General features: G+C 71.5%; 11 protein-coding genes. 4 read left to right on the top strand and 7 right to left on the bottom strand.

Annotated features, from left to right (window positions below; all coding sequences use genetic code 11):
* Positions 1-119: 119 nt before the first annotated feature.
* The 3 genes from BM419_RS08345 to BM419_RS08335 form a co-directional block, all read right to left on the bottom strand.
* Positions 120-3,455, bottom strand: coding sequence for a GAF domain-containing hybrid sensor histidine kinase/response regulator (locus tag BM419_RS08345; protein WP_091926135.1), 3,336 nt, complete (start codon positions 3,453-3,455; stop codon positions 120-122).
* Positions 3,456-3,501: 46 nt separating this feature from the next.
* Positions 3,502-4,776: an O-antigen ligase family protein gene (locus tag BM419_RS08340; RefSeq protein ID WP_091926133.1), complete on the bottom strand. Its 1,275-nt coding sequence runs from the start codon at positions 4,774-4,776 to the stop codon at positions 3,502-3,504.
* A 109-nt stretch (positions 4,777-4,885) separates the two neighbouring features.
* Entirely contained in the window at positions 4,886-5,893 is a 1,008-nt protein-coding gene (locus tag BM419_RS08335; RefSeq protein ID WP_091679649.1) for a CobW family GTP-binding protein, read from the bottom strand.
* Between the two features lie 293 nt (positions 5,894-6,186).
* On the opposite strand from BM419_RS08335, the gene BM419_RS08330 reads away from it, so the two are divergent.
* The 3 genes from BM419_RS08330 to BM419_RS08320 all read left to right on the top strand — a co-directional run bounded on the left by BM419_RS08330 (position 6,187) and on the right by BM419_RS08320 (position 12,349).
* Entirely contained in the window at positions 6,187-7,509 is a 1,323-nt protein-coding gene (locus BM419_RS08330) for an efflux RND transporter periplasmic adaptor subunit (protein WP_091679652.1), read from the top strand.
* An 11-nt stretch (positions 7,510-7,520) separates the two neighbouring features.
* Positions 7,521-10,670 carry an efflux RND transporter permease subunit gene (locus BM419_RS08325; RefSeq protein WP_091926131.1) on the top strand — a complete coding sequence of 1,050 codons (3,150 nt, stop codon included), beginning with the start codon at positions 7,521-7,523 and terminating at the stop codon, positions 10,668-10,670.
* Positions 10,671-10,813: 143 nt separating this feature from the next.
* Positions 10,814-12,349, top strand: coding sequence for an efflux transporter outer membrane subunit (locus BM419_RS08320; protein ID WP_020092675.1), 1,536 nt, complete (start codon positions 10,814-10,816; stop codon positions 12,347-12,349).
* Between the two features lie 10 nt (positions 12,350-12,359).
* On the opposite strand, the gene BM419_RS08315 is transcribed toward BM419_RS08320, so the two are convergent.
* The 4 genes from BM419_RS08315 to BM419_RS08300 all read right to left on the bottom strand — a co-directional run bounded on the left by BM419_RS08315 (position 12,360) and on the right by BM419_RS08300 (position 16,537).
* The gene (locus BM419_RS08315) at positions 12,360-13,151 is read right to left on the bottom strand and encodes a flagellar hook basal-body protein (RefSeq protein ID WP_020092676.1); all 792 of its coding nucleotides are present in this window, start codon (positions 13,149-13,151) and stop codon (positions 12,360-12,362) included.
* 136 nt (positions 13,152-13,287) lie between these two features.
* Positions 13,288-13,770: a secondary thiamine-phosphate synthase enzyme YjbQ gene (locus BM419_RS08310; protein WP_091926129.1), complete on the bottom strand. Its 483-nt coding sequence runs from the start codon at positions 13,768-13,770 to the stop codon at positions 13,288-13,290.
* Positions 13,767-15,485 (bottom strand): cisplatin damage response ATP-dependent DNA ligase, encoded by a 1,719-nt coding sequence (locus BM419_RS08305; protein WP_091926127.1) that lies wholly within the window; start codon positions 15,483-15,485, stop codon positions 13,767-13,769. Before BM419_RS08305 ends, BM419_RS08310 begins: the two co-directional genes overlap by 4 nt.
* On the bottom strand, positions 15,482-16,537 hold the full coding sequence (locus BM419_RS08300; RefSeq protein WP_091926125.1) for a ligase-associated DNA damage response exonuclease: 1,056 nt from the start codon (positions 16,535-16,537) through the stop codon (positions 15,482-15,484). The genes BM419_RS08305 and BM419_RS08300 overlap by 4 nt, the downstream gene beginning before the upstream one ends.
* A gap of 68 nt (positions 16,538-16,605) precedes the next feature.
* Here BM419_RS08300 and BM419_RS08295 point away from each other — a divergent pair, with 68 nt between their 5' ends.
* Positions 16,606-17,553, top strand: a complete 948-nt coding sequence (locus BM419_RS08295; RefSeq protein WP_091926123.1) for a methyltransferase domain-containing protein — start codon at positions 16,606-16,608, stop codon at positions 17,551-17,553.
* Positions 17,554-17,610: the final 57 nt, after the last annotated feature.

Genomic DNA, 17,610 nt, shown 5'->3' with positions numbered 1-17,610 from the left:
GTCTCTGCGAGCGGAGTAGGCGATCCAGGGCAGCGCGGCGCTCACCGGCGGCGCGCCGACCCTGGGTCACTTCGCTCCGCCCGCGACGACGGAAAGGGTCCTCGATACCGCGCGCGGACTCACGCCGCGCGCAGCTGCCGGATGGCGCGCAGCGCGGTCGCCCGCTGGATCTCCAGGCGCCGGATCAGCGGCATCAGGTCGGCGCCCGCGTGGGCGGCGGCCTCGACCTCCCGGCACAGGCTCGACAGGCCGACGAAGCCCAGCAGCCCGGCCGCCGCCACCAGGGCGTGCGCGTCGTGGGCGATCTGCAGGCGGTCGGTCTCGCTCGGTCGGAACCGCTCGGACAGCTCGTTCGCCAGGAGATCGAGCAGCGCCCCGACGCGATCGGTGCCGAAGCTCGCCTCCATCTCGGTCAGGACCGCCGCGTCGAGCACGGCCGAATCGACCTGTGGCAGGCGGCGCGGCACCTCGGCCCGCGCCGGCCGCCGCGCGCCCGGCGCCGTCCAGCGGCTGATCGTGGCGAAGAGGTCGGCCCGCCGGAACGGCTTGCCCACATGGTCGTCCATACCGGCCTCGCGCAGCTCCTCGATCTGCGACGGCAGGACGTTGGCGGTCATGGCGACGATCGGGATGTCGCAGGCGGGCGGCGCGAGGGCGCGGATGCGGCGCGTGGCCGTGAGCCCGTCGACGCGGGGCATCTGGACGTCCATCAGCACGAGATCGTAGGCCCGGCCGGCCGCGACGGACGACCCGACCGCCGTGATCGCCTCGGCGCCGTCCCCGGCCACGTCCACCGCGTAGCCCTGGGATTCGAGCACCGCGCAGGCGAGTTCCTGGTTGAGCGGCACGTCCTCGACGAGGAGCAGCCGCAGCGGCGCGCCCGGGACCTCGCCGGCCGCCGGAGCCGCGGCCGGGGGCGGCCGCGACGGCCCACCCGCGTCGGCCGCGGCGCCCGGGGCCGCGGTGTCCCGCTCGCCGCGGGGCAGCACCAGCCGGAACCAGAAGGTCGAGCCCGCCCCCTCGCGGCTCTCGACCCCGATCTCGCCGCCCATCAGCGACACGAGGTGCCGGGAGATCGCCAGCCCGAGGCCGGTGCCGCCGAAGCGCCGGCTGATCGAGCCGTCGACCTGGCTGAACCGCTTGAACAGCCGGTCCTGCTGCGCCGGCGCGATGCCGATGCCGGTATCGACCACGGAGAACCGGACCGCGTCGCCGGGGCGCCCGTCGGGGGCGACGCCGTCGCCCTCCCGCTCCGCGGTCACCGTGACCGAGCCCTCGGGCGTGAACTTCACGGCGTTGTTCAGCAGGTTGAGCAGCACCTGTCGCAGGCGCCCGGCATCGCCGACCACGAAGGTCGGCAGGGCCGGGTCGATCCGGGCCTCGATGGCGAGTCCGCTGCGGAGCGCGCTGCCCCGCACGATCGAGACCGTGCTGTCGACGGTCGAGGCCAGCGGGAAGGTGACCGGATCGAGGGTCAGCTCGCCGGCCTCGATCTTCGAGAAGTCGAGGATGTCGTTGACGACCGTGAGCAGGGCCGCGCCGGAACTCTGGATCAGCTCGAGGCGCCGCCGGTCCTCGTTCTGGATCGCGTCGCCGTCGAGGAGCAGCTCGGCATAGCCCAGGATGCCGTTCAGCGGGGTGCGGATCTCGTGGCTCATGGCGGCCAGGAACTCGCTCTTGGCCGCGCTCGCCCGCTCCGCCTCGGTGCGGGCCGCCTCGGCGTCGCGCGTGGCGGTGCGCAGGGCCGCCTCGACCGCCTTGCGCTCGGTGATGTCGAGGTGGAGGCCGACCATCCGCTGGGGCTGCCCGTCGGTGCCGCCGAGAGTCCGGCCCCGCGCGTAGAGCCAGCGCGCGCCGACCCGGAACTCGGCCGCGTAGGGGGTGCCGGACTCGACCGCCCGCCGGATCTCGTTCCAGACGTCGGAGACGTCGTCCGGATCAATCAGCGCCGTCCACGCGGAGGCCGAGATCGTGTGGGCGCCGCCGGTCTCCGGCAGGCCGTGCATCCGCGCGCTCTCCGGGCTGAGGACGGCGAGCCCCGTGCGCATGTCCCAGTCCCAGGTGCCGGCCTCCGCGGCGTCGAGGGCGATGTCGAGCAGGCCGCTCGCCTCCTCGACGGCGAGCCGCGCCGTGACGATGTCGTCGACGTCGAGGGCGGTCCCGAGCCACTCCGCCACCGCGCCGTCCGCCGGGTCGAGGCGGATCGGGATCAGCGAGAGCTTGTGCCACCGGTAGACGCCGTCCTGGCGCCGGATCCGCCACTGGCCGCTGTAGCCCGTGCCGGTCTCGACCGCCCGGATCCAGGCCGCCTCCATGGCGGCGGCATCCTCGGGGTGGTTCCGGACGAGGCGCTCCGCGCGCTCGGGCCCGATCGGCCCGTAATAGGACTGGAACTGCGCGTTGGCGTAGGTCGCCTGACCGTCCCCGACCCGCATGGTCCAGACCAGGAGCGGCAGCGCCTCGGCGAGGCCCCGGTAGCGCAGCTCGCTGCGGCGAACCTCGTCCTCGGCGCGCCGGCGCTCGGTCACGTCGATCAGGACGCCGAACAGGCCGGCGCCCGCCCCCTCCCCCCGGGCCATGCCGCGCACGACCACGTCGCGCAGCGCGCCGTCCGGCCGCAGCAGCCGGGCCTCGAAATCGAACCGGACCCCGCGGGCGATCGCGTCGGCGACGATCGCCTCGAGCCGGGCGCGGTCGTCGGGATGGTAGATCTGCGCGAAGGCGTCGAGATGCGGCGGCGGGGTCGCCGGGTCGCGGCCCGCGATGGCGTAGAGGCTCGCCGACCAGACCGGCTGCCCGTCCGCGAGCTCCACGCGCCAGTTCCCGACGCTGGCGAGCTGCTCGGCCATGGTGAGCTGGAGGTTCGCCGCCTCCTGGGCGCGGGCCCGGGCGTTGATCTCCCGGTGCTGCTCGCGGATCAGCGCCTCGCGGATCGCCGCCTGCGCGATCTCCCGGTCGCGCCGCGCGTTGGCCTCCGTGAGGCGCAGATGCGCCACGACGATCTCGGCGAGGTCGCGGAAGGCGGCCGCGTCCTCGGGCGAGAAGTCGGAGCGGGGCTCGGGATCGGCGAGGCAGAGGGTTCCGACCCGCAGGCCCGGCTGGAGGCTCAGGGCGACGCCCGCGTAGAACCGGATCCCGTCCGGCGCGGCGGCCACGGGCAGGTCGCGGAAGCGCGCGTCGAGCCGCGCGTCGGGGACGACCACGAGGGCGTCGCTGCGGATCGTGTGCTGGCAGAAGCTCTCGTCCCGCCGCATCGTGGTCGGCACCCCGGCACAGGGCGTCTTCAGCCACTGGTGCGTGTCGCCCAGGAAGGCCACGAACGCGCTGCGCACGCCGAACAGGCGCCGGGCGGTCCGGCAGACGGCCTCGAAATGCGGTTCCGGTGGTGTCCCGAGGATCGCGAGGGCCTCGAGGGCCGCGAGCCGGTCGCGCTCGTTGTCCGGCTGTGTGCTCACGTACCGTCTCCGGGTGCCGATCGGCCGCGACAGAGCGATGCCGCGCCTAGCGCCGCGTTTCAAGCGCGCCCGCCTGCGGCCGCGTGCCCATGCGCAACCGCGCGGCCTCCAGCGCCCAGACCATGCCCAGCATCATGTAGACGTGGCGCCACTTCTCGATGTCGATCTGGACGGCCTGCAGGAAGAACATCAGCAGCGCCGGCCAGACGATCTGGGCGTGCGCCCGGACCGGCGACGGCCGCGCCAGGAGCCGGAAGCCGACGAGGCCGGTCGCCACCACGAGGCCGATGAACACGGCCCCGCCGAGCCAGCCGCCGTTGGCGAAGGAGCCGATGTAGGAATTGTGCGGTTCGAGCCCGAAGATCAGCCGCCAGTGCATCGGCCCCATCCCGAACGGCCGCTCCAGCAGCATGGCGAAGCCGCGGATCTGGTTGCCGAAGCGGCCGGTCTCGCCCTGGTCGTAGTCCTGGGTCAGGGCCGCCCGGGTCTCGAACATCTTGTGGACGTGGTCGACCGAGAGCAGCCCGATCACCGCGACGGTGCCGAGAACGATGGTCGCCAGGGTCAGGAGCACGATGCGGCGGCGCAGGCGCGGGGAGTCGCTGCCGGCGTAGACCGATCCCACCATCAGCAGCACCGCGACGGCGCTCCCGCCCCAGGACCCGCGCGAGAACGACAGGAAGATGCCGGCCACGATGATCAGCAGGCCGGCGAGGGACACGAGCGGCCGGCGCGTGGAGCCGGTGAGCAGGCCGTGCATCAGGTAGAGCGCGCCGAGCGTCAGGAACGAGCCGAAGACGTTCGGGTCCTGGAACGTGCCCGAGGCCCGGTCGTACTTGTAGAACAGGTCCTCGATCCCGAGCCATTGCAGGTAGCCGACGATGCCCAGCGCCGCCGAGAACACGCAGCTCGCCGTGTAGGCCTTGAGCGCCAGCTCCATCCGGGCGTGCGTGTCGTCCGCGAAGAACATCGCGAAGAAGATGCAGGTGATCGAGAGGTAGACCAGCTGCACCGTCCAGGTGACCGGGAACTCCTCGTTCAGGTAGGGCAGCAGCGCGGTGACGATGCCCGCGAGGTAGAGGAGCAGGAGCGCCACCAGGGGCACCGCCCCGCGGTGCAGCCGGACGCCGAGGCAGAGCCAGAGCAGGATCGTGGGGATCGCGACCGCGTCGTAGGGCGAGGTCTCCGAGAAGGCGAAGCAGGCGAAGAATACGAACGCCGCGAACAGCGCCTTGCCCAGCCCCTCGACGGCCGCGATGAGCGGGATTCCGCCCGCCGACCCGGACGGGACCGGGCCTGCGGGCGCTGCGGTGTGGGCCATGGATACGCGGGCTCCGCGGGCCGGTTACGCGGGCCCGCGCCGTCCGTGATGCCACGGAAACGTTGAGAATCGCCTTCCCGGCGCGGGGCGCCGGGGAGGCGGCGCCCGTTCAGGCGCGGCAGGCCTCGAAGCCCTCCTTGATCGCCGCCGGATCGAGGTTGCGGCCGATGAACACCACCCGCGAGACCCGCTCCTCGTCCTGGCCCCAGTCGCCCTGCACGTCGCCGTCGAGGATCATGTGCACGCCCTGGAAGACGAAGCGCTTCGGCTCGTCGGGGAAGGCCACGATCCCCTTGCACCGCAGGATGTCCGGACCCTGCGACTGGGTGAGGTTCGAGATCCACGGCATGAACTTGTCCGGGTCGACCGCGCCCTCGATCTTGGCCGAGATCGAGCGGATGTCGGAATCGTGATGGTGGTGGTGCCCTGCCTCGAGGAAGTCGGGCTCGACGTCGAGGATGCGGTCGAGGTCGAAGGCGTTGCGCTCGAGGACCGCGTCGAGGGGCACGGCGCAGTTCTGCGTGCGGTGGAGCTTGGCCAGCGGGTTGATCGTGCGGATCTCGGCCTCGACGCGGTCGAGGTCGGCCGGGGAGACGAGGTCGCTCTTGTTGAGCAGGATCACGTCCGCGAAGGCGATCTGGTTCTTCGCCTCCGGCGCGTCCTTCAGGCGGTCGGACAGCCACTTGGCGTCGGCCACCGTCACCACGGCGTCGAGGCGGGCGGCCTCGCCGACATCCTGGTCGACGAAGAAGGTCTGCGCCACAGGGGCCGGGTCGGCGAGGCCGGTCGTCTCGACGATGATCGCGTCGAACTTGCCCCGGCGCTTCACCAGCCCGTCCATGATCCGGATCAGGTCGCCGCGCACCGTGCAGCAGACGCAGCCGTTGTTCATCTCGAACACCTCCTCGTCCGCGCCGACGACGAGGTCGTTGTCGATGCCGATCTCGCCGAACTCGTTGACGATCACGGCGTAGCGCTTGCCGTGGTTCTCGGTGAGGATCCGGTTGAGGAGCGTGGTCTTGCCCGCGCCGAGGTAGCCGGTGAGCACGGTGACCGGGATCTTGCCGGCGGCGGAACCGGGAGCGGCCGGGGCGGAAGCGTTGCTCGTATCGGACATGACGGCTTCTTCGGTGACGGGTGCGGGATCGCGCGGGCCTGGACCCGCGAGCGTTGTCATATTGTAACAAATCCCGTCAAAGGAAGACGGGGCCACACGGTTTCGCGACCGGGGCGCCGGATCGATTGCCTGTCGGACAAGCTTTGCTCTAGGCACGCCGTACCGCCCGAATCTTCCCGCGGCGCGCCATAGAAAAGCACCAGCGACCGCATTGATGCAGGCGTCGTCCGGGCACGTATCGTACTCTCGTCACCCAGCCCGGACTCTCGGTCCGGACCTAGAAGATCATCCGCATGGACGCCCGAAATCCGCTGGACCAGGACGAGGCCGTCGCCGTCCCCGCGCGCGGGCGCCGGTGGCCCGGCCTGCTGATCGCCGCCGTCCTGCTCGCGGCCGCCCTGGGCGCCGCCATCGCGTTTCCCGACCGGACCCGCGAGGCCGCCGCGCACCTCGTCGCGGCCGTGACCGGGCTGTTCGCCCCGGGCAACCCCGACCCGGGCATCGACGTAGAGAAGGCCGGCCCGGTGGAGCGGGTGTTCCGGCCCTCCAAGGAGCAGCGGGCCGCCTTCGAGATCCTGCCGGTCGCCAACCTCGTGTTCCGGCCCGAGGGCTCGGCCGAGGGACGGATCGCCCTCAACGAGGACGACAACGTCCCCGTGGTCTCGCCCTATGCCGGCCGGGTGACGAAGGTCCTGGTCCGCGCCGGCGACGACGTGAAGGCCGGCGACGTGCTGCTGACGCTCGAGGCCACCGACATGGTCCAGGCGCAGAACGACTATCAGGCGGCCGTGAATAACCTCCAGAAGCAGCAGGCGCTCCTGAAGCTCGACCAGACCATCGCGCAGCGCCAGCAGGAGCTGTTCCAGGCCCGCGCGACGGCACTGAAGGACTACCAGTCGGCCCAGAACGACGTCATCGCCGCCCAGAGCGACCTGAAGACCGCCGAGGGCGCCCTCGACGCGGTGCGGAGCCGCCTGCGCCTGCTGGGCAAGACGGACGCCGAGATCGCCGCCTTCGAGAAGAACGGCACGATGAGCGCCGAGACGCAGATCCGGGCGCCGATCGCCGGCACGATCGTCCAGCGCAAGGTCGGCATCGGGCAGTACCTCTCGGCCTCCAGCGACCCGGTCTTCGTGATCGGCGACCTGTCGACGGTCTGGCTCGTGGCCAACGTCCGCGAGAGCGAAATCCCCAAGATCCGCATCGGCCAGGAGGTCGAGGCGAAGGTGGCGGGCTTCGGCGCGCGGGTGTTCAAGGCCCGGGTGAACTACATGGCCTCCAGCCTCGACCCGGCGACGCGGCGCCTCGCGGTGCGCAGCGAGGTCGACAACCCGGACCGGGTGCTGCGCCCGGAGATGTTCGCCACCTACACGATCATCACCGGCAAGGGTGAGCCGAGCCCGAGCGTGCCGGTGGCCGCCATCGTTTACGAGGGCGACCGCACCCACGTCTGGGTGGCGCGGCCCGACGGCGCCGTGGAGGCGCGCGACATCAAGCTCGGCCTGATCAACGGCGACAACGCCCAGGTCGTCCAGGGCCTGAGCGCGGGCGAGCAGGTCGTCACGCGCGGGGCCCTGTTCATCGACCGGGCGGCCACCGGCGACAAGGCGTCCTGAGCGGGGATCCGATGAACGCCCTGATCGCCTTCTCGCTGCGCCAGCGCGTGCTGGTGGTGCTGCTGTTCGTCGTGATGCTCGGCGTCGGCTACGGCGCCTACACGCAGCTCAACATCGAGGCCTACCCGGATCCGGTCCCGCCGCTCGTCGACGTGATCACCCAGAATCCGGGCCAGTCGGCCGACGAGATCGAGCGCTACATCACCATCCCCCTGGAGGTGGCGCTCGCCGGCATCCCGAACGCCCAGGTGGTCCGGACGATCTCGCTGTTCGGCCTCTCGGACGTGAAGGTCCAGTTCAACTACGAGTACACGTACGAGCAGGCGCTGCAGCGGGTGCTCAACCGCCTGTCGCAGGCCCCGACGCTGCCCAACGGCGCCACGCCGCAGATCTCGCCGACGAGCCCGGTGGGCGAGATCATGCGCTACAAGCTCGTCGGCCCGGCGGGCTACTCGCCCATGGACATGAAGACCCTGCAGGACTGGGTGCTGCAGCGCCGGTTCAAGGCGATCCCCGGCGTCGTCGACGTCACGGCCTTCGGCGGGAAGGCGAAGGAGTACGAGGTCGCGGTCGACCTGAATCGCCTCCAGGCCCAGGGCCTGACCCTGGTGCAGCTGACCAACGCGCTGAACAACGCCTCGATCAACGTCGGCGGCCAGACGCTGAACGTCGGGCAGCAATCGGCGGTGGTGCGCGGCATCGGCCTGATCCGCGACATGGACGACATTCGCGACACGATGATCAGCCTCGTCAACGGCACCCCGGTGCTGGTGCGAGACGTGGCGGAGGTGCGCGTGTCGAACGCCCCGCGCCTCGGCATCGTCGGGCACGACAACCAGCCCGACATCGTCGAAGGCATCGTGCTCATGACCCGCGGCGGCAAGAGCCTGCCGACGCTGGAGCGGGTCGAGGCCGAGATCGACAAGATCAACAGCTCCACGATCCTGCCGCCCGACGTGAAGATCGAGCGGATCTACGACCGCTCGGGCCTGATCCACACCACCACCCACACGGTGATGCACAACCTCGTCTTCGGCGTGGTGCTGGTGTTCGTGGTGCAGTGGCTGTTCCTCGGCTCGCTCACGAGCGCGATCATCGTGGCGGCCACGATCCCGTTCGCGCTCGGCTTCGCGATCCTGATCCTGGTGGTGCGCGGCGACTCGGCCAACCTGCTGTCGCTCGGCGCGATCGATTTCGGCCTGATCGTCGACGCGACCGTGATCATGGTGGAGAACGTCTTCCGCCACATCGCCGAGCCCGATCACGTGAAGGGCGAGGATCCGCCCGACGGCCTCACCGGGCGGCTCGGCACGATCGCGATCGCCGGGCGCGAGGTGAACCGGGCGATCTTCTTCTCGGCGACGATCATCATCGTCGGCTTCCTGCCGCTGTTCACGATGACCGGCGTCGAGGGCCACATCTTCGGCCCGATGGCCAAGACCTACGCGTACGCGCTGCTCGGCGGCCTGCTGGCGACCTTCACCGTCTCGCCAGCGCTCTCGGCCCTCATGCTGCCGAAGAAGCTCGAGGAGCGCGACACCCTGATCGTGCGGGTGCTGCGCGTCGGCCACGAGGCGGCTCTGCGCTTCGGCCTGCGCAACCGGGTCCTGGCGATCGCCGTGATGCTGGCGGTGCTGCTGGTCTCGGGCCTCACGGCCCGCAACCTCGGCCTCGAATTCCTGCCGCGTCTCGAGGAGGGCAACCTCTACGTGCGCGGCACGATGCCGTCCTCGATCTCGCTGGAGGCCGGCAACGGCTACGTCCAGCGCATGCGCAAGATCTTCCAGGAGGTTCCGGAGGTCACCACCGTCCTGTCGCACCAGGGCCGCCCGAACGACGGCACCGACGCCACCGGCTTCTTCAACGTCGAGATCCTGGCGCCGCTCAAGCCGATCGATCAGTGGCGCAAGGGCCTCGACAAGGAGACCCTGATCCAGGACCTCAGCAAGAAACTGGAGGCCGAATTCCCCGGTATCGAGTTCAACTTCTCGCAGTATATCGAGGACAACGTCCAGGAGGCGGCCTCGGGCGTGAAGGGCGAGAACTCGGTCAAGATTTACGGCAACGACCTCGCGCAGCTCACCAAGACCGCCAACGCCGTCAAGGCCGCGCTCGCCACCGTCCCGGGCGTAACCGACCTGTCGGTGTTCGAATCCCTCGGCCAGCCGACGGTGCGGATCGACGTCGACCGCCACAAGGCCGCCCGCTACGGCCTCTCGATCGGCGACGTGAACACCACGATCCAGGCGGCGATCGGCGGCCAGACCGCGGGCGACCTCTACGAGTACGGCTCGGACCGGCACTTCCCGATGCGGGTGCGGCTCGCCAAGGAGTACCGCTCCTCGCTCGCCGGCATCCGCAACATCGCGGTCGGCGCCCAGAACCCGAACGGCGGCGTGATCCAGGTGCCGCTCTCCGAGATCGCCGACGTCGACCTCGTCTCCGGCGCCTCGTTCATCTACCGCGAGGACCAGCAGCGCTACATCCCGGTGAAGTTCTCGGTGCGCGGCCGCGACCTCGGCAGCGCCGTGCTCGAGGCCCAGCGCAAGGTCGCCGACGCGGTCGACCTCCCGCCAGGCTACCGGCTGGAATGGGTCGGCCAGTTCACCAACCTGAAGGAGGCGGCCGCCCGCCTCAGCCTCGTGGTGCCGATCACGCTGCTGCTGATCGCGCTGCTCCTCTACATCAACTTCTCATCGGTGGCCGACATGCTGCTGACCCTGTCGGTCATCCCGATGGCGATGATCGGCGGCATTTTCGCCCTGGCGCTGACCGGCACGCCGTTCTCGATCTCGGCGGCGATCGGCTTCATCGCGCTGTTCGGGATCTCGACCATGGAGGGCGTGATCCTGCTCGCCTACTACAACCAGCTGCTCGACGAGGGCTGGAAGCGGCAGGAGGCGGTCTGGCACGCCGCCGTGGTCCGCATGCGCCCGGTGATGATGACCTGCGTGGCGGCCTGCGTCGGCCTGCTGCCGGCCGCGGTCTCCACCGGCATCGGCTCGCAGGTGCAGAAGCCGCTGGCGCTCGTGGTGGTGGGCGGCATCATCCTGGCGCCGAACCTGATCCTCGTGATCGTCCCGGTGCTGATCTCACTGTTCTCCCGACGCCGCCCGAACCCGGACGCCCAGGCGCGGCCCGCGCACCGGGCCGCCGCGTGAGCCGGCTCACGACCACGCGGGCCGGCGCGCGGCCCGTTGCAGGGGGGCCACAACGGCCGCGCCGCGCGCGCCGCCCGGGGATGGTCGGATTGACTTGGCAGCGGGTCGCGCCGCTCTACCGAGGTGAGGTTTTCGGGGGCGGGATGGTGAGCTTTGCGCCGAGACGGTGCGGACGGGCGACCGCGTGGCTGGCGGCCTCCCTGGGCCTGTCGGCCTGCGCGGTCGGCCCGAACTTCGTGGCGCCCGAGGCTCCGCCGGTCGGCCGTTACACCAAGGAGCCGCTGCAGAACCCCTCCGCGGCCGACAACATCCGGACCCGGCAGGGCGGCTCGGCCGACCAGAGCTTCGTGTCCGGCGCCGACATCCCGGGCGAGTGGTGGAGGCTGTTCCACTCGAAGGCCCTGAACCGCGTCGTCGAGCAGGCGCTCGCCAACAACCCAACGCTGGAGGCCGCGCAGGCCTCCCTGCGGGTGGCGCAGCAGAACGTGCTGGCCCAGAAGGGCACCCTCTACCCGAGCCTGACCGCGACGCCGCAGGTCCAGGGGGCGCTGGCGCCCGGCCTCGACCTGCAATCGCCCCTCAACAATCAGAGCCGGTACCTCTACAGCCTGTCCACGCCGCAGGCGGTGGTCTCGTACAATCCCGACGTGTTCGGCGGGAATCGCCGGCAGATCGAGTCGCTGGAGGCCACCACCGAGAACCAGCGCTTCCAGCTGGAGGCGGCCTACCTGAGCCTGACCGCCAACGTCGTCGCCGCCGCGATCCAGGAAGCGTCCCTGCGCGCGCAGATCGACGCGACCCGCAAGGTGATCCAGGCGCAGACCGAGGTCCTGCAGCTCTACAACAAGCAGCTCTCGCTGGGTCAGATCGCCGGGGCCGACGTGGTGCAGCAGCAGGCCGCGCTGGCGCTGTCACAGCAGCTCCTGCCGCCGCTGGAGAAGGCGCTCGCCCAGCAGCGCAACCTGCTGACCGCCCTGGTGGGGCGCCTGCCCTCCGACGAGGTCTCCGAGACCTTCGACCTCGCCGCCCTGCGCCTGCCGACCCGGCTCCCGGTGAGCCTGCCCTCGCGGCTCGTGCAGCAGCGCCCCGACGTGAAGGCGGCGGAGGCCCTGGTGCAGCAGGCGAGTGCCAATGTCGGCGTCGCGGTGGCGAACCGCCTGCCGCAGTTCAGCCTGACCGCCACGGGCGGCTCCAGCGCCACGCGGATCGCCCAGATCGCCAATCCGGGCGCGGCGTTCTTCACGATCATCGGGCAGGCGACGGCGCCGATATTCGATGCGGGCACCCTGTTCCGGCGCCAGCAGGCCGCCGAGGAATCGCTGACGGAGGCGCAGGCGCAGTACAAGGCGACGGTGATCACCGCCTTCCAGAACGTCGCGGACGCGCTGCGCGCGCTCCAGGCCGACGCGAAGGCCGTGGCCGCCGCCGACGCAGCGGTGAGCGCCACGAACCAGAGCCTCGCGCTGATCCGCAAGCAGTACACGGCCGGGGCGATCACCTCCTCGCAGGTGCTGATCGCCCAGCAGGGCTACCTCTCGGCGCTGGTGACCTCGGCGGCGGCGCGCGCCACCCAGTACGCCGACACCGCCGCGCTGTTCGTGGCCCTCGGCGGCGGCTGGTGGAACCGCGCCGACGTGGCGCCGCCCCCACCCGAGAAGGACCCGCTGAAGTTCCTCTGACGGGGCCGCCTCAGGTGTACATCGCGATGGCGTCCTGCAGCATCTGGTCAGTGGTGCTCATGACCTTGGTGTTGGCCGTGTAGGCCTGCTGGGTCTCGATCATCTTCGAGAACTGATCCGAGATCCCGGCATTGGACTGCTCCACCGAGCCGGCCGTGATGGTCGCGCCGTTGAGGCCGTAGCTCGGCGTCCCGGACTGGCCGGTGGCCACGTAAGTGCCGCCATCGAGCGAGGCGAGGTTGTCCTGCATGCCGAACTGCGCCAGCTGCAGCGTGCCGAGGGCCAGGGTGCTGCCGTCCGCGGCCGTGCCCGTGAGGGTGCCGGCGGGCGAGACCGCGAGGCTCGCCAGGGTGCTCGCCCCGGTCGGAACCTGGACGGGGGTCGTCGCCGAGGGGCCGGCGAACAGGTAGTAGCCCGCGCCGTTCGCGAGATAGCCGCTGGCGTCCGGAGCGAAGTCGCCGCGCCGCGTGTAGCCGGTGTCGCCGGCGAAGGCCGGGCTGTCCGGCGTCCCGGTGTTCTTCTTGACGACGAAGTAGCCGTTGCCCGAGATCGCGAGGTTGGTCGCCACACCGGTCGACTGCATCGTGCCCTGGATGTTGAGGCTGTTGCGCGTGCTCGGCAGCACGCCGCCGGTCAGCTGCGTGCCGTCCCGGGTCTCGGCCAGCATGTCGGCGAACCGCGTCTCGGTGGACTTGAAGCCCACCGTCTGGGTGTTGGCGATGTTCCCCGAGATATTGTTCAGGGCCAGCGACTGCGCCGAGGCGCCGGAAATCGAGTTCGAGAGCGCGGTGTAAAGGCCCATCGGGGTCTCCGTTCGCCGGAGCGGCACGGTCCCCGATCCGACGGAAGCCGATAAGGACCCACTATGGTTAACCGACGGTGTGTGACCGCATGTTGCTGAGCCGGCCCGCGCCGCCCGCGCGACGCCGGCGGACGCGTCACGCCCCGAGGGCGCTCAGCACGATCTCCCGCCGGTGCGGCCGGTCGCGGTGCTCGATCAGGTAGATCCCCTGCCAGGTGCCGAGCGCCAGCGCCCCGCCGACCAGCGGGATGGTCAGGGCCGAATCGGTGACCAGGGTGCGGATATGGGCCGGCATGTCGTCCGGCCCCTCGGCGCCGTGGACGTAGCCGGCGTGGCGCGGCGCGAAGCCGTCGAGCGCGGTCATCAGGTCGGTCTGGACGTCGGGATCGGCATTCTCCTGGATGGTCAGCGAGGCCGAGGTGTGCCGGCAGAACACCGTGAGGAGCCCGTCCCGGACGCCGCTGTCGCGCACGAACGCGGCCACCGCGGCGGTGAAGTCCGTGAAGCCCGGTCCCGGGGTCGCGACGGTGAGGCGCGCGCTGGCGTGACGCTCCACCGGACCGGAGGCCAGCGCCTCGACCGGCCCGATCCTGCCCTCCCGTCCGTGTCCCTGCCTCATGCGGACTTCTCCATCAGCGTCGCGCCCGGCGCGATCTCGCGCTCGCCCCGGGCGAGGATCCGTTCCAGCACGTCGATCCGGTCGGCCTCCGCGGGCGGCTTGTCCCAGCGGATGCGGCTGACCCGGGGGAAGCGCATGGCCACACCCGACTTGTGCCGGGTCGAGCGCTGCACGCCCTCGAAGGCGATCTCGAGGACGAGCCCGGCCTCGCGGCCGTGGGCGACCTCGCGCACCGGGCCGAAGCGCTTGGTGGTGTTGTTGCGGACGTAGCGGTCGAGCTTGGCGAGCTCGGCGTCGGTGAAGCCGTGATAGGCCTTGCCCACTGGCACCAGTTCGTCGCCGCCCTCGGGCGCCTCCCGCCAGACCCCGAACGTGTAGTCCGAGTAGAAGGACGAGCGCTTCCCGTGCCCGCGCTGGGCATACATCATCACGGCGTCGACGATGTGCGGCTCGCGCTTCCACTTCCACCAGGGTCCCTTGGGGCGTCCCGGCAGGTAGGGGCTGTTGAGGCGCTTGAGCATCACGCCCTCGATGGCGTCGGCATCCGCGCCGGCGCCCACCGAGGCCGGGTCCGCCCGGGCGGCCGCTAGGGCCTCCCAGTCCGCGAAGGGCACGAGCGGCGAGATGTCGATCCGCGCGTGGTCGAGGCGCGTGACCAGCGCCTCCAGCTTCCGCCGCCGCTCCGCGAAGGGTTCTGCCCGAAGGTCGTCGCCCTCCAGGGTGAGGAGGTCGTAGGCCCGCACGTGGGCCGGGAACTCCTCCAGGAGCTTGCCCGTCACGGCCTTCCGGTTCAGGCGCTGCTGCAGCACGTTGAAGCTCTGCACCCGCCGCTCGCGGAGGATCAGCAGCTCGCCGTCGAGGGCGCCCGCGAAGGTGATGGCTTCGGCGAGGTCCGGGAACGCCCCGGTGATGTCCTCGCCGGTGCGGGAATAGACCTTCCCGACCTGCTGGCCGGCCCGGTCGAGACCGCCGACGAGCTGGACGCGGATGCCGTCCCACTTCCACTCGGCCGAGAACGCCCCGGCCTCCAGCTTCTCGAGGTCGGCCTCCTCCTCGATCGGGTGCGACAGCATCGGCGGCCGGAACGGCGCGGGGTTCAGGGTCTCGGGCCGCTCGGCCCGGCCCTCGACCCAGGCGAACAGGGTCTCGAAGGGCGGGGTCAGCCCGTGCCAGACCTCCTCGACGGCGTCGGCGTCGTGGCCGCCCAGCGCACCGACCGCCGTCTTGGCGAGCCGCGCCGAGACGCCGACCCGCAGGTTGCCGGTGACCAGCTTCAGGAGCGCCCAGCGCCCGGTCTCGTCGAGGGCGTCGAGCCAGTCGGCGAGATGGCGGGGCAGATCGCGCTTGGGGATGGTCGCGAGGGTTTCCACGACCTCGGCCAGGGTCGGGACATGCGGCGGCGGGTTGTTGTGGCCGGGGCCCGGTTCCCGCGGCGCCTCCGCCGGTCCCGGCCAGATCAGCGCCGTCGTCTCCGCGAGGTCGCCCACGTAATTGTGCGACAGCCGGAACAGCACCGGGTCGATCCGCTCCTCGACCAGTCCCCGGATCAGGGCCGGCTTGGCCTCGCGGAAGCTCAGCGTGCCGGTCATGGCACCGAGTGCGTAGCCGCGCTCGGGATCGAGCGTGCGCGCGAAGTAGTCCTGGAGCATGCGCAGCTTGGCGTTGCGGCGCGGCTCGTAGGCGAGGCGGTCGAGCAGGTGGGCGAAGTCGTTCACGCCGCCGCCTCCGCCCCGGAGCCCGCCTCCGAGGTCCCCTCGACCTCGCCGTCATCGCCGTAGCCGAGCAGGTGGAGCGGCTTCGCCCGGATCCCCTGGGTCCCGCACCAGTGGACCAGCGCGTCCTCTTGGCCGTGCGTCACCCAGACCTCCCCGGCGCCGGTGTCGCGGATGGTGCGGCACAGGTCCGGCCAGTCGGAATGGTCGGAGATCACCAGCGGCAGCTCGACGCCCTTCTGGCGGGCGCGGGCGCGCACCCGCATCCAGCCCGAGGCGAAGCAGGTCACCGGGTCGGGGAACTTGCGGGACCACAGGTCCTGGATCGACGAGGGCGGGCAGAGCACGATCGCCCCGTGCAGGTCCTTCCGCTCGGCGGCCACGACCTTGGGCGTGTCGCCGAGCGGCACGCCCTCCTCCTTGTAGAGCGTCGTCAGCTTCTCCATGGCGCCGTGCAGGTGGATCGGGCGGTCCCAGCCCTCCTCGCGCAGGAGCGCCATCACTCGCTGCGCCTTGCCGAGCGCGTAGGCGCCCACGATGTGGGCGCGCTCCGGGAACAGCTTCACCGATTCGAGGAGCTTGCGGACCTCGCCCCGCGTATCGGGATGGGTGAAGACCGGCAGTCCGAAGGTCGCCTCGGTGATGAACACGTCGCAGGGCACGACCTCGAAGGGCAGGCACGTCGGGTCCGGCGCGCGCTTGTAGTCGCCCGACACCACGACGCGGACGCCGTCCCGCTCGATGGCGATCTGTGCCGACCCGAGGACGTGGCCGGCCGGGGCGAAGCGCACGGTCACGTCGCCGACGCGGAGCGCCGCGCCGAGCTGCGCCTCCTGCCGCTGGCGGCAGAAATCCGCGCCGTAGCGCACCGCCATGATCCGCAGGGTCTCGGGCGTCGCCAGCACCCGGCCGTGGCCCGCGCGGGCGTGATCGGCGTGCCCGTGCGTGATCAGCGCGCGCTCCACGGGCCAGGTCGGATCGACGTGGAAGCGCCCGAGGGGGCAGTAGAGACCCTCGCGGGTCAGGGTGAGGAGATCGCTGGCGCGTATCGGCATCGGGTCCGTGCTGCCGGTGGAGTCCGCCGGTGGCCCCGGTATATAGGCGCCCCCGACCGGGCAGACGCATGGCCTCGCAGCTCAGTTCCGGCGACCTCCTCGCCGATCGCCGCTACCGCTACGCCGAGGCCTGCCTCGCCGAGGGCGACCACGCGGGCGCCGCCGATCTCGCCGAGCAGGTCTTGGAACGCGCCCCGCGCTACGCGCCGGCCTGGCTCCTGCTGGGCCGGGCGCGCGCGGGCCTGGCCGCCGGCGGCCCCGATCCGGCCCTGCGCGACGCGGCGGCGCAGGCCTATGCCCGCGCCCTCGCCATCGATCCCGAGGACAGGCTGGGCGTGCGCGCGCACCTCGCCCGCCTGGGCGGCGGCGACACCCTCCCGGTCCTGTCGCCAGCCTATGTCCGCGCCCTGTTCGACGGCTACGCGCCGCGCTTCGAGCGCCACCTCGTGGACGGCCTCGGCTATGTCGGCCCGCAACTCGTCCGCGACGCCCTGCCGTGCGTTCCGGAGCGCTTCGCGGTCGGTCTCGATCTCGGCTGCGGCACGGGGCTCATGGGCGAGGTCGTGCGCGACCGGGTCGATCATCTGACGGGGATCGACCTCTCCCCCGGGATGCTGGCGCTGGCGCGGGCCAAGACGGCGCGGGGTCGGCCGCTCTACGAGCGCCTCGTCGAGGGTGACATCGGCGCCGCCCTGGCCGACCTGCCGGAGGCCTCGGCCGACCTCTGCCTCGCCGCGGACGTCCTGATCTACGTCGCGGACCTCGCGACGTTCCTGGCGCGGGTGGGGCGGGTCCTGCGGACGGGCGGGCTCGGTGCCTTCACGGTGCAATCCCACGACGGTCCCGGCTCCGTCCTGGGCGCGGACGGCCGCTACGCCCACGCGGAGGCCCATCTCGCGGCGACGGCCGCGTCTCGCGGCCTGGAGATGCTGACGGCGCGCCCCGCGGAAGTCCGGCGCGAGGGCGGACGACCGGTGCCGGGGCGCGTCGTTGTGTTGCGGCGCACATCGGCATGAAACCGCTCCGCTATTCGTCCATTGTCAGTCGACCGCGACTAGGCGCGGCGGCTCGAT

The organism is Methylobacterium sp. yr668, from assembly GCF_900116245.1.
Lineage (GTDB): Bacteria > Pseudomonadota > Alphaproteobacteria > Rhizobiales > Beijerinckiaceae > Methylobacterium.
Note: the sequence above shows the minus strand (reverse complement) of the source record. Positions and strands in the feature narration are given on the sequence as shown.